This is a genomic window from Actinoalloteichus hymeniacidonis, from assembly GCF_014203365.1.
Taxonomy (GTDB): domain Bacteria; phylum Actinomycetota; class Actinomycetes; order Mycobacteriales; family Pseudonocardiaceae; genus Actinoalloteichus_A; species Actinoalloteichus_A hymeniacidonis.
Genome location: NZ_JACHIS010000001.1, coordinates 747,221 through 759,517 on the forward strand (window position 1 = coordinate 747,221; position 12,297 = coordinate 759,517).

Annotated in this window: 13 protein-coding genes; 1 reads left to right on the forward strand and 12 read right to left on the reverse strand. The window is 69.0% G+C overall.

The window, feature by feature from the left end; genetic code table 11:
• Position 1: 1 nt before the first annotated feature.
• Entirely contained in the window at positions 2-1,405 is a 1,404-nt protein-coding gene (locus BKA25_RS03455) for an NAD(P)H-quinone dehydrogenase (protein WP_069852189.1), read from the reverse strand.
• Positions 1,406-1,565: 160 nt separating this feature from the next.
• Here BKA25_RS03455 and BKA25_RS03460 point away from each other — a divergent pair, with 160 nt between their 5' ends.
• Entirely contained in the window at positions 1,566-2,018 is a 453-nt protein-coding gene (locus tag BKA25_RS03460; protein WP_084643387.1) for a gamma-glutamylcyclotransferase, read from the forward strand.
• 61 nt (positions 2,019-2,079) lie between these two features.
• On the opposite strand, the gene BKA25_RS03465 is transcribed toward BKA25_RS03460, so the two are convergent.
• The 11 genes from BKA25_RS03465 to BKA25_RS03510 form a co-directional block, all read right to left on the reverse strand.
• Positions 2,080-2,907, reverse strand: a complete 828-nt coding sequence (locus tag BKA25_RS03465; protein WP_069852185.1) for an ESX secretion-associated protein EspG — start codon at positions 2,905-2,907, stop codon at positions 2,080-2,082.
• Complete coding sequence (locus BKA25_RS03470) at positions 2,904-3,986, reverse strand: PPE domain-containing protein (protein ID WP_069852183.1); 1,083 nt, start codon at positions 3,984-3,986, stop codon at positions 2,904-2,906. Before BKA25_RS03470 ends, BKA25_RS03465 begins: the two co-directional genes overlap by 4 nt.
• Positions 3,987-4,015: 29 nt before the next feature.
• The gene (locus tag BKA25_RS03475) at positions 4,016-4,399 is read right to left on the reverse strand and encodes a hypothetical protein (RefSeq protein WP_069852181.1); all 384 of its coding nucleotides are present in this window, start codon (positions 4,397-4,399) and stop codon (positions 4,016-4,018) included.
• 117 nt (positions 4,400-4,516) lie between these two features.
• Complete coding sequence (locus BKA25_RS03480) at positions 4,517-5,128, reverse strand: DUF3558 domain-containing protein (RefSeq protein ID WP_069852179.1); 612 nt, start codon at positions 5,126-5,128, stop codon at positions 4,517-4,519.
• 43 nt (positions 5,129-5,171) lie between these two features.
• Positions 5,172-5,582 (reverse strand): DUF1707 SHOCT-like domain-containing protein, encoded by a 411-nt coding sequence (locus tag BKA25_RS03485; protein WP_069852177.1) that lies wholly within the window; start codon positions 5,580-5,582, stop codon positions 5,172-5,174.
• Between the two features lie 75 nt (positions 5,583-5,657).
• Positions 5,658-7,454, reverse strand: a complete 1,797-nt coding sequence (locus BKA25_RS03490) for an acetyl/propionyl/methylcrotonyl-CoA carboxylase subunit alpha (protein WP_069852175.1) — start codon at positions 7,452-7,454, stop codon at positions 5,658-5,660.
• Positions 7,455-7,583: 129 nt separating this feature from the next.
• Positions 7,584-9,020 (reverse strand): dicarboxylate/amino acid:cation symporter, encoded by a 1,437-nt coding sequence (locus tag BKA25_RS03495; RefSeq protein ID WP_084643386.1) that lies wholly within the window; start codon positions 9,018-9,020, stop codon positions 7,584-7,586.
• Between the two features lie 67 nt (positions 9,021-9,087).
• On the reverse strand, positions 9,088-9,174 hold the full coding sequence (locus tag BKA25_RS28580) for a putative leader peptide (RefSeq protein ID WP_375791877.1): 87 nt from the start codon (positions 9,172-9,174) through the stop codon (positions 9,088-9,090).
• 118 nt (positions 9,175-9,292) lie between these two features.
• Positions 9,293-10,543 carry a DUF418 domain-containing protein gene (locus BKA25_RS28260; protein WP_069852173.1) on the reverse strand — a complete coding sequence of 417 codons (1,251 nt, stop codon included), beginning with the start codon at positions 10,541-10,543 and terminating at the stop codon, positions 9,293-9,295.
• Complete coding sequence (locus BKA25_RS03505) at positions 10,534-11,163, reverse strand: Maf family protein (RefSeq protein ID WP_069852171.1); 630 nt, start codon at positions 11,161-11,163, stop codon at positions 10,534-10,536. The genes BKA25_RS28260 and BKA25_RS03505 overlap by 10 nt, the downstream gene beginning before the upstream one ends.
• 100 nt (positions 11,164-11,263) lie before the next feature.
• Positions 11,264-12,226, reverse strand: coding sequence for a LysR family transcriptional regulator (locus BKA25_RS03510; RefSeq protein ID WP_069852170.1), 963 nt, complete (start codon positions 12,224-12,226; stop codon positions 11,264-11,266).
• Positions 12,227-12,297: the final 71 nt, after the last annotated feature.

Sequence of the window (12,297 nt, forward strand, 5' to 3'; positions counted from 1 at the left end):
ATCAGTCCAGATCGTCGTGCCGCATCAGCTGTCGACCGGCCTCGGTGATCGATCCGGTCAGCGAGGGGTACACCGAGAAGGTCTCGGCGAGATGGTCCACCGTGAGCTGGCTCTGCACGGCCAACGCGATCGGCATGATCAACTCGCTGGCGTTGCGGGCGACCACCACGCCGCCGATCACCACACCCGTGGCCGGTCTGCAGTACAGCTTGACGAACCCCCAGCGCAGCCCCTCCATCTTGGCGCGGGGATTGGTCACCAGGGGCAGCATGATCTTGCGGGCGGGTACCTCGCCGGAGTCGATCTTCTGGGCGCTGATGCCGACCGTGGCGATCTCCGGATTGGTGAACACGTTCGAGGCGACCGTCTTGAGCTTGATCGGGTTCACCGCCTCGCCCAGCGCGTGGTACATCGCGACCCGGCCCTGCATCGCGGCCACCGAGGCCAACAGCATGACGCCGGTGCAGTCGCCCGCCGCGTAGACGCCCGGTGCCGAGGTCCGCGAGACCCGGTCGACGGGAATGAACCCGCCTGCGTTCGGCGTGATGCCGATCCGATCCAAACCGAGATCGTCGGTGTTGGGCACCGACCCGACGGTGAGCAGCGCATGGCTGCCCTCCACGGTGCGACCGTCCTGCAGCCGCACGATGATCCCGGTCTCGGTGCGCTCCACCGACTCGGCCCTGGCGTGCTTGACCACGGCGGTGCCTCGGTCGGCGAAGACCTCCTCCAACACCGCGGCGGCGTCGGCGTCCTCGTGGGGCAGCACCCGGTCCCGACTGGAGACCATGGTGACCTTGACACCCATCTCGGTGTAGGCCGAGGCGAACTCCACGCCGGTGACGCCGGAACCGATCACCACCAGGTGCTCGGGCAGCTCGGGCAGGTCGTAGATCTGCCGCCAGTCCAGGATCCGGTCCCCGTCGGGCTCCGCCCCCGGAAGCACGCGCGGGTTCGCCCCGGTGGCGATCAGCACCACGTCGGCTTCCAGGACGATCGTGTTGCCGTCCTGCTGCTCGACGACCACCCGGTGCGCGGCCATCCCGGTGGCCACGTCGTCGAACCGCGCGCGGCCCGAGACGATCCGGATGTTCTCCCGTCGCATCCTGGCCCGGATGTCGGCCGACTGCGCCAACGCGAGGCCCTTCACCCGCCCGTGCACCACCGGCAGGTCGACGCCGACCTCGCCCTGCACCGTGTCGATCCCGAGCTGGTCGGCGCTGCGCGCTGTGCTGCGGGCCGAGGCCGAGGCGATGAAGGTCTTCGACGGGACACAGTCGTACAGCACGCATCCGCCACCGATGTTGTCGATCTCGACAACCGTGACCTCTGCCCCGTGCGGTGCGGCGACCAGCGCGGCCTCATAGCCTGCCGGGCCTCCACCCATGATCACGATGCGCGTCAACGGTCCTCCAGCCGGTGGGATGGTCCAGGTTTCGACCAGAACACCGTAGCCGGACGAACGTCTCGCATGGTGGACCGGCCGGCTTTCGCGTCCGGATGCGACAGGCCCGAGTGGTCGACTCGGCGGTATTGCGGGGTCCGGTCGGGCTAGGCTGTCACCTGTGCCGCTCTACGCCGCGTACGGATCGAATATGGATCCGTGCCAGATGATGGAGCGAGCCCCGCACTCGCCGATGGCGGGCACCGGATGGCTCGCGGGATGGCGACTGACCTTCGGTGGCGAGGACCTCGGTTGGGAGGGAGCGCTCGCCACCATCGTCGAGGACCCGGAATCACAGGTCTTCGTGGTTCTCTACGACGTCAGCGCCGAGGACGAGAAGCAGCTCGACCGCTGGGAGGGCTCCGAGCTGTGGATGCACCGCAAGGTCAGACTGCGGGTCGACACGCTGGAGCGGTCCACGCTGGCCTGGTTCTACGTCCTCGACGCCTATGAGGGCGGCCTGCCGTCTGCGAGGTATCTCGGCGTGATCGCCGACGCCGCCGAGGCCGCCGGTGCGCCCAGCGACTATCCGACCGAGATCCGTACTCGACCGTGTACCGGGATCGGTCCCTGATCGGCCATCGTGCTCCGCTTCGTGCCCCGACACCAATGGCGGGGCGGACCGGCGCTGCGGGCTAGGAGATGAACAGTGCGGAGTCCTCGCTCTGTTCGACCGGATCGGTGAGCAGCTCCTGCACCTGGTGATACAACCGGCGGAAGTCGGCGGGTGCCACCGTGCTCCACTCGGTTCCGTCGGGAGCCTCGCGCCGTGATTGCAGATATCGCCCGGCCGGCGTGTCGAAGTACGCCACCACCCGGGGAGCCCGGAGCCTGCGCCCCCAGTCGTTGCGAGTCGCCGAGCCGAATTGCCCTCGGTCGCCCGCCGCGCTCACCATGTTGCCGAGTAGTTCCGCGTCGGCGGGCCGAATATCCGCACCGGCCAGGCGTTTGGCCAGTGCGTCGGTATCTCGACCCGCTTCGGCGGCCGCCCGATCCAGGTCGACACTGCGCAAGGTGACGGAGTTCCCGGCCCCTGCGGGCCGGGCGGGCAGCACGTCCAACACCGCCCTGGTCAACCCGGTTCGGACGACGGGACTCAGCCGCAGCTCCTCGCCGTCGAGCACCGCCCGGACACCGGTCTCGCCGGAGATGGCGGCCAGTACCCGGACATTGCGACCGGACAACCACAGTCGGCCGTCCAACTCCAGGTCCGGTCTGCCCAACGCGGTGAGCAACGTGACCAGTCCGTCGTCGAGCGCGCCCGGTCTGCCCAGGCCCCGTTCGGCCAGCGTCGACCACACCCGCATCGCCAGCCGAGTGCGTTCCTCGTGCGTCTTGCCGGGGGAGGGCACCTTGACCACCAGCGGCATCCGCCCCGGTCTCAGGTGCTCCCACAGCACGTCGAACTCCAGCGCCGACAGGATGATCGGCGCTGGATCGCTCTCGACGTCGAGATCGGTCACGCGGGTCCTTCGCCGAGGACCGGCGGACTGACCAGGAAGCTCTCGCCGAACATGTCGCCGGTCGACTCCAGGTAGTTCGGCGCTGGGGCGACGGCCCACCGGCCCGGCGTGCCCGCCATGTCGCCCGCCACCCTGGCATGCGGGATCCCGGTGATGGCGGGCCCGAGGCCGCCGATCGGCGCGACCGGTGCGCTCACCGGCGAATGCGCGACGGCGGGCGCGCCCACGGTGTTGGCCGCCGTGGGGGTCACGGCTACCCCGCGCGGGGCGCCATTGCCCGCCTGCGGCGCGGCTTGCCCGTTCTGCGCCGGTGCGGGCGGCTGGGATGCGGACGGCTTCTGTGCCGTGCCAGCGGAAGCGGCGGCGCTGCGCTGCGGCGCCGGGGCCGATCTGGTGGCAGGCGGTTGCGGCGCCGGGATTCTGGCCGGTTGCCGGTTCCCGGGCTGCGGACGGTTCGTCGTCGGCGCGGTGCGGCTCACCGACGGCGGTGCGGACCGAGCCGAGGGGATGTGGGCCCCTGCCTCGCCCCGCAGCGGTTCCGGGGTGGCGACGACGACGTCGGGCGGCCGGGTGAAGGGCGTGATCGACCCGGTGTTGCCCGCAGTGCTGATCTCGTAGTTGGCCATCACCTCGAAGGCCCGCTCCTCGGCGGCCTCGCTGAGGGCCTCGCGGATCTCGAAGTCGACCTGACCGCTGAACAGCGAGAGCAGTCCACCGGCCGGACCCGGCTCACCGGAGGGCACGCTGACCGGGGCGGGCATGTCGGCCCTGGCCTTGCCGATGTTCTCCGCCTGCTGTTCCGCAGCCGCCCGCATCGTCTCCGCGCTGCTGCGCGCCGCCAGGGCCCACTCGCCCAACGGGCCCAGCCCGGCCCTGGTGTTCTCGGCGGCCTGACCGCGCCAGCGCGTGTGCGACTTACTCAGCGCGCGTTGCACATCGCCGCTGATCACGGTCAAGGTGCGTGCCACCTCGAGCCATCGATCCGCCGACGCCTCCGATGCCGCCGGACCCGGCCCCGAATTGATCTTCTCGTACAGCTCTCTGTGCGTGTAGCCGTTCCAGCGGTGTCCGCCGCTCATGCTTTCAGCTCACCCCCGACGTGAGTTGTTCAGCAGCCGTTTGCTTCCAGGAGATTCGTGTTGTCGTCCTCGATGAGGCGGTATTGCTGTTCGGCCTCTTCCAACGATCCGGCTGCCGACTGAAGTTGATCGCGGTAGTCACAGAGAGCGTTGAATGCGGCTTCGCTGCCACCGAAGGACATTTCGTTGAACTGCTCGGCGGCCGCCGCACTGACGGGGTCGCCTGCCCACGGCACGATGCGCAGGTCGTTGAAAGCACCTTCGATCTGCGGGCCGAGTTGATCGAGCGCGACCTGCAGTGAGCGGGTGATCTCCGGAATCGCCTCCGGTTCCACATAGAGCTGGTCGTCGCCGACGGCGCCGCCTGGTTCGGGCAGCGTCGACTCGGAGCCGGAAATGGGAGTGGATGGCATCTGTCCTCCAGCGGCGTCGATCGACTCACCTTAGCCCGAAATCATGACACTGTGGAGTGGTCCGCATTCATAGCGTGGTAGCACACGGTAAACCTTGACGCTGCCAGCGGATATGTCTCATTTCGCGGCAATCAAAGACTCCATCGAGACCTCTGCGATTCGTTGTGCACCCGCGCAGAGTTGATCCTGCGGCAACGGAGGCTCCGAACCATCGTCGCGATAAAGCACATCGAGGAACTGTCCCTCGGCTACATCGACTTCAACGTTGCACACCGTGTCCACCATTGGCGTTCGAACCACCAATGCGGGGAAATCCACCACCTGTACGTGTTCGACGTCGACCTGTGCGGTGTCGTCGGTCCAGACCCCGACGCCCTCGATGGTGACCAGGGCGATGCGGGTGCCGATCCGACTCGCGCTGTTGCGAAGACTGCAGGTGGCGGCATCGCCGAAACCATCCTCCACTCCGGACTGCGGCGGCCGGTCGAACCCCAACTGGATTCGTTGCGCCTCGGTCAGGATCGTGCACGGGTCGACATCGGTCAGATCGACCTCGTGCGGACGCGGCGCCACCGATGGCGTCGTGGTGCTGGGCAACGGCGCGGACAGATGCGGCGGTTCGGTATGGGCCGCATGGCCGTCGACCTCGCTGGTACAGGCGGCCAGCGTGGCCAACACGGCCACACCGACGCCGCACCGGGTCAGGACGGTGAGACGACGTTCCGACATATCCATACGGTAGTCGACCCGACACCGCACGAGATCGGCCTGGTCAGCGCCAACGCAGGATCGCGGTCAGCGCCAAGGGCAACGCCAGGATGAACAGATTCCTGGTCGCGATGGCGATCATGGCCGCGACCACCCACACCACCGTCAGCAGCGCCCGGTCCACCGGATTCCGTTGCGCCCGGCCCCTTCGGGGCACGCCGGGCCTGGCGGGAGCGACGGGCGGTGGCGTCACCGGCCGCACCGGCGTGGTCAGGAACTTCGGGCGTGGGGCGGGCAGATCGGCGAAGACGGCGGCGATATCGCCACGGACCCGCGCCGTCGATGCCCGAGCGCAGCGATCGCCGTACTCGGTGATGTCGATCCGGCCTGCGGACAGATGCGTCCCGAGGACCTCGATCGCCTCTTCGCGCTCGACATCCCCGATCCGCAGCTCCGGCGACGAGAAGTCCTCCACGCTTAAGGATGCTACGTCGCCTGCGGCCGGATCGGGACCACGCGCTCGGCAATGTTTCCGTCGCGGCTGCGGTGATCAGTCCTTGATCTCGCAGAGCACGCTGCCCTGTTTGACCGTGGCACCGATCTCCGAGCTCAGTCCGCTGACGGTGCCCGCCTTGTGCGCCACCACCGGGTTCTCCATCTTCATGGCCTCCAGTACGACGATCAGATCGCCCGCGGCGACCTGGGCGCCGTCGCTCACGGCCAGTTTCACGACGGTGCCCTGCATCGGCGCGGCGACCGCATTGCCGGAGGCCACCACGGCGCTCTTGTTCCGGCCACGCCTGCGGGGTGCGGCCACGCCGTTCGTAGCCGGGGCCGCCGCGGCGAATCCGGCAGGCAGCGAGACCTCCAATCGCCGACCGCCGACCTCCACCACCAGGTTCTGCCTGGCCTCGGCGGAATCGGGGGCCTCGGACGGGTTCTCGAACGCGGCGATGGTGTTCTCGAACTCCGTCTCGATCCACCTGGTGTGCACGGAGAATTTGTCGACTGCGGTGAAGGCGGGATCGTCGACCACCGTGCGGTGGAACGGCAGCACGGTGGCCATGCCCTCGACGACGAACTCGTCCAGGGCGCGGCGGGCCCGGCGCAACGCCTCCTCGCGGGTGCTACCGGTGACGATCAGCTTGGCCAGCAACGAATCGAACTGACCACCGATCACGCTGCCGCTCTCCACACCCGCGTCCACCCGGATACCTGGGCCTGCCGGCGCGATGAAGCGGGTGACGGTTCCGGGGGCGGGCAAGAAGTTGCGGCCCGCGTCCTCGCCGTTGATGCGGAACTCGATCGAATGGCCGCGCGGGGTCGGATCGCCCTCGTGGGTCAGGCGTTCGCCCGCCGCGATGCGGAACTGCTCGGTCACCAGGTCGAGTCCGGAGGTCTCCTCGCTCACCGGGTGTTCCACCTGGAGACGGGTGTTGACCTCCAGGAACGAGATCGTGCCGTCGGTCCCGACCAGGAATTCCACCGTGCCCGCACCGTGATATCCGGCCTCCAGGCAGATGGCCCGTGCCGCCTCGTGGATGGTCTTGCGCTGCTCGTCGGACAGGAACGGCGCCGGGGCCTCCTCGACGAGCTTCTGGTGGCGGCGCTGCAGCGAGCAGTCCCGGGTGCCGACCACGATCACGCTGCCGTGCTGGTCGGCCAGCACCTGGGCCTCCACGTGGCGGGGCCGGTCCAGATAGCGTTCGACGAAGCACTCGCCGCGTCCGAAGGCGCTCACCGCCTCGCGCACGGCGCTGTCGAACAGCTCGGGGATCTCCTCGGTGGTGCGGGCGACCTTCAATCCCCGGCCGCCGCCGCCGAAGGCCGCCTTGATGGCCACCGGCAAGCCGTGGTCGGCGACGAAGTCCAGGATCTCCTCGGGGCCGGACACCGGTTCCTTGGTGCCGGGCACCAGTGGCGCGCCCGCGCGCAGGGCGATGTGTCGGGCGGTCACCTTGTCGCCGAGGTCGCGAATGGCCTGTGGGGTCGGGCCGATCCAGGTGAGGTCCGCGTCGAGAACGGCCTGGGCGAACTCGGCGTTCTCCGACAGGAAGCCGTATCCGGGGTGCACCGCGTCCGCGCCGCTGCGCCGGGCGGCGTCGATGACCTTCGCGATGTCGAGGTAGCTCTCGGCGGCGGTGGTGCCGCCCAACGCGAAGGCCTCGTCGGCGAGCCGGACGAAGGGCGCGTCCCGGTCCGGATCGGCATAGACCGCGACGCTGCCCAATCCGGCGTCGCGACAGGCGCGGACGACCCGGACGGCGATCTCGCCTCTGTTGGCGATCAGCACCTTCTGCAAGGGGCGTACGCGGACCTGCTCGGGCTGGTTTGCCGAATCGGGCACAGTTGCTTCCTCCTCGTCCCGGCGGCCTGCCGCCTGCGGGCTTCACGAGACGTGACTCGACCCCGAGTCTAGGAGGCGCCCCGAGCAGGGCCTACGCCTGAAGGATTGTTTACCTCATTGTTTGTACGATCAGCGACCGTTGGAGGTACCGACCTTGCCCGAATCCGCTGGTGAAGCACCTTCGGGTTCGTTCGATTCCCCATCCGTGTCGGCCTTGTCGGCCACGTCCTGCGCTGCCGAGTCGGTCGACCTCGGGTCGAGCAGGTGCTGCTCGGTGGAGTTCAGGACCTTGTCGTCGAGCAGGCCCTCGCTGCGCGCCACCAGCACCGGGATGGTGATCTGACCGGCGACGTTGGTCGCGGTGCGGATCATGTCCAGGATCGGGTCGATGGCCAGCACCAGGGCGATGCCCTCCAGGGGCAGGCCGACGGTGCTCAGGGTCAGCGTCAACGCGGTGAACCAACCCGCCACTCCCGCGCTCGCGCCGGTGGCCACCACCGGAACCAGGGCGATCAACAGGTAGTCGCCGAAGCTCAGCGTCTCGCCGTAGACCTGGGCGATGAAGATGGTGGCGATGGCCGGGTAGATCGCGGCGCAGCCATCCATCTTGGTGGTGACGCCCAGCGGCACGGCGAAGTCCGCGTAGGTCCGGTCGACACCGAGGTTGATGGCGGTCTGCCTGCTCAGCGGCAGGCTGGCGCCGGAGGAGCGGGACGCGAAGGCGAACTGCAGCACGGGCCAGACCTTGCGGAAGAAGATGCTCGGCCGCACCCCGGCGAACAACCGCAGCAGCAGCGGGTAGACACCCAGCAGCACGATGAAGCAGGCCACGTAGACGCCGATGCCCAACCGCGCCAGCGGGGCGAGCGTCTCGCCGAGCCCGTAGGTCGCCACGGCCCGACCGATCAGGCCGAGCACGCCCAGCGGCGCCAGCAGCACCAGCCACCAGAGGACCTTCTGCACGATCTCCAGCACCGAGCGGTTGACTGCGACGAAGGCCTCCGCCTTGCTACCCAGGCTGTAGGCCGCCGCGCCGACCAGTACGGAGACCACAACGACCTGGAGCACCGCGCCCTCGGCGAAGGCGGCGAAGAGGTTGCTCGGGACCAGCCCGGTGACGAAGTCGAGCCAGGTTCCCGGCTCACGCTCGGCCAGGGACTCGACGGCCGCCGGGTCCGGCTGGATGTCCAGTCCCCGGCCCGGGTTGCTGATCAGACCGGTGGCGATGCCGATGAGCACCGAGATGAACGCGGTGGTGGCGAACCACAGCAGCGTCTTGCCGCCGAGCCTGGCGACCGCGCCGGGCCCCCGTCCCAGGTTCCGCAGGCTGGCGATGCTCACCACGATCGCCGTGAAGACCAGCGGCACCACGGTGGCCTGCAACAGGCTGACGAAGGTGGAACCGAGGGTCTGCAGGGTGACGGTGAGCCACTCCAAGCTGAATGCCCTGGCGGTTAAGCCGAGTACGACACCGAGGGCGAGCGCGATGAGGATCTGAACGGCGAGGGGGATCGAGAAGGGTCTCTTCCGGGTGGCCGAGGTGGCCTGGGCAGGCGTGCTTGACACGGGACGCTCCGAGCGAGATCGCGGGTGACGGGTTGGCCGATCTGTGAAACCGGTCTGGGGTGGGCCGTCAGTCCGGACAGACGGCGCTGGCCTGCCGACAGAGATCCACGTGTCGGCGGCTGGTCAGCAGCGGTCGTCGCATCAAGAAGCGCATAACGCTGGTATCCACGTCTGTTCGGGTGCGGAAATTCCCTCTTATCGCTGACTGTAGGGGTGATCACACTGCTGGGCGAGACCTGTTTGGGCTATCTCACCTTACGAGAATCTAACGGTTACGGTGTGTGAGCGTCTGTGCGACCGGGAGCCACCCGAGTGGTGAACGAGTGCAACACCATCTCCAAGGGTCCGCGACCGAGGAATCGGCGCCAGACGAACGCGCAGACCACGGTCACCGCCATGAGCCCTAGCAAGATCGGCCACTCCAGCTCGTCCGGGATCGGGCCGATCATCGCCAACACCAGCAGGTGGCCGCTGTAGATCGTCAACGGCATCGACCCGGCGGCGGTGAGCGGACTCAGCAGCCGGGCGAGGAGCCCACTGCGGGTCAACAGCAGACACACCGCGACGACGAGCAGCGCGACACCGGTCGAACCCACCACGTCGAAGGGCGTGCCGGAGTGCGGGGCGGCGATGGACAGCCAGGCCGGATCGTCGGTGGGCACCGTGCCCAACATCCCCCAGCGGATCATCTCGTCGAGCGCCTCGGCGGCCTGGGGAGCCAACTGCGGATCGGGACCCAGCAGCCCCGGCGAGCCGCCCGCCAGCAACTCGTACAGCCGGTCGCGGGCGCCGAAGGTCGTCGAGGCCAGCCAGGAGCCCCCGTAGCCGACCGCGACGACGACCGCACCGGTCAGACCCACCCACAGCGTGATCGACAGCCTGCGCAGGTCGAGCCTGCCCAGCACCACGCCCGCGAACACGAATGGCAGCCAGGTGAGGGCCGGATAGGTGCCGGTGAGGAACAGCGCCAGCAGTCCGTCGCCGTCCGCCCCGCCGAAGGTCCCGTACTCGTAGGGCCGGGAGGTGGGGGAGACGGCGCCCCGGATGAAGAAGGACAGCACCGGCCCGCCGACGGCCGTCACGACGGTGACCAGGCCCAACCAGAGCGGCCGCAGCCACAACAACGGCAGCGCCAGCACGAAGTAGATCGCGTAGTAACAGAGGATGATCAGGACGTTGGTGCCCAGCGCGGCCAGGATCAACCCGAGCGGGAACAGCAGCAGGGCGCGCAGCAGGATGCGTTGCCGCGCGGTGCGTGCATCGGCGCCGCCGACCGGGGTCGAACCACCCGTGAGCAGTGCCAACGACACCCCGGCCAGCAGCGCGAACAACGCCGATGGGAAGCCGTGGAAGATCCACAGCGCGGCGCCGGAACCACCCTCTCGGGGATGCGGGCCGACGTGTGCGACGAACATGCCCAGCACGGCCAGACACCGGGCCAGGTCCACGCCCAGTAGGCGGGTGCGGTGCGGATCGACTCCAGGGGCGGCGGCGACCTCCTCGCCGTTCCCGGCTAACGCCACAGCGACACCACGTTGACGTCCACGGCGTCGAGCAGCTTGCGAGTCAGCGGCAGGCTGATGCCGATCACGTTGGACGGGTCGCCCTCGATGCCCTCGACGAACCAACCGCCCATGCCGTCCAGGGTGAAGGCGCCCGCGACCGCCAGCGGCTCGCCGGTCGCCAGATACGCCTCCAGGTCGGCCTCGCTCGGGCTGCCGAACCGCACCGTGGTCCCGGCGATGCCCTCGGCGGTCTTGACGGTCTTGCCCGCTTCGAGCCGGATGATCGAATGGCCGGTGAACAGCTCGCCGCTACGGCCTGCCATCTGCTGCCAGCGCTTGCGGGCCATCTCGACCGTGCCCGGCTTGCCCACGGCCTCGATCCCGTCGGGGCCGTCTAGCGCCAACATCGAGTCGCAGCCGACGATCACCGCGTCCGGGAACTCCTGCGCCACGGCCAGCGCCACCGCCTCGGCCTTCGCCGCGGCCAGCGCCACCACCAGCCGGGCCGGGTCGACCTTGCGGAGGTTCTGGATGATCGCCTCCTCGTCGACGCCGGAGACGCGGACGACGGGTTCGATCCCCGCCGTCTTCAGAACGTTGAGCCGGGCCGGTGAGGCCGAGGCGAGAATGAAACGCACAGTTCCGGGACTCTAGTCCGGGCGTTGTCGGGTCCGGGTGGGCTTGGGTGACAACCGATTCGAGGCGATGACCAGATCGGTCCGGTCGGATCCGAGGAACTCAAGCAGGCGGCAGCTGTGTCGTGGCGGCGCCCGGGTGATCGATCCGGGTGGCCGCGCGGGCGGCCAGGCTCTGCCCGACCTCGACGAACACCCGCTCGGCTGCGGTCTCGGTCGGGGTCGGCCGCCGGGCGGCGAGTCGGGCCAGCAGGATTCGGCGGGTCGGTGCCGAGGTCAGCGGGATGACCGCGATCCCGGAACGCAGGTTGGTCAGCGCCAACCTCGGGGCCAGGGCCATGCCCAGGCCGATCGCCACCATGGCCTGGGCCTCCTGGTAGTCGTGCGCGTGGAAGGCGATCTGTGGCTCGAAGCCCGCCGCGTGCGCGCTGCGGGCGAGCACCTCGGCGACCGGGTGGGCGTCGGCGCGGGTGATCCAGCTCTCGCCTGCCAGTTCGCGCAGGTTGACCGAGGTCCGATCGGCCAGCGGATGATCCTGGGAGACGATCAGCGCGGTGGGATCGGACAGCAGCGGGGTCAGCGCCAGCGAGGGGTCGTCGACCCGCGACCAGTCGTAATCCCAGAGCAGTCCGAGCTCGATCTCCCGGCTCTCCAGCATGTTGCGCAAGCCCGCCAACTGGGCGCTGCGCACCACGATGCTGACGGCCGGATGCGCCCGCCCGAGCCTGCGGACGACCAGCGGCAGCAGCGAGGAGCCCGCCGTCGGGAACGAGCCGATGCGGAGTTCGCCCGACCGCAGCCCGGCGATGTCGTCCAGCTCCGCCCGAGCCGCCCGCAACTGCCGGTCGATGCGCTGGGCATGTTCCACCACGGCCCGCCCGGCCAGCGTCAGCTCCACGCCGCGCGCATGCCGTTCCAACAGTGGCTGACCAGCCTCGACCTCCAGTTTCGCGATCTGCTGGGAGACCGCGGACGCGGTGTAGGCCATCGCCTGCGCGGCGGCGGTGATCGAGCCGTGGCCTGCGACTTCGGCGAGTAACAACATCCGGCGTACGTCGAGCGTCATGACCTCGAGCCTTAAGCAAAACTGAACGGGACCGTACTTCTTCGTGATTGTAGTGAAGCCTCTGTTCGGCG

Excerpts from the sequence above, each read along its gene's own strand:
- BKA25_RS03470 (WP_069852183.1), bottom strand. The coding sequence starts at position 3,986 with ATGAGCGGCGGACACCGCTGGAACGGCTACACGCACAGAGAGCTGTAC.
- BKA25_RS03475 (WP_069852181.1), bottom strand. The coding sequence starts at position 4,399 with ATGCCATCCACTCCCATTTCCGGCTCCGAGTCGACGCTGCCCGAACCA.
- BKA25_RS03480 (WP_069852179.1), bottom strand. The coding sequence starts at position 5,128 with ATGTCGGAACGTCGTCTCACCGTCCTGACCCGGTGCGGCGTCGGTGTG.
- BKA25_RS28580 (WP_375791877.1), bottom strand. The coding sequence starts at position 9,174 with ATGCGCTTCTTGATGCGACGACCGCTGCTGACCAGCCGCCGACACGTG.
- BKA25_RS03510 (WP_069852170.1), bottom strand. The coding sequence starts at position 12,226 with ATGACGCTCGACGTACGCCGGATGTTGTTACTCGCCGAAGTCGCAGGC.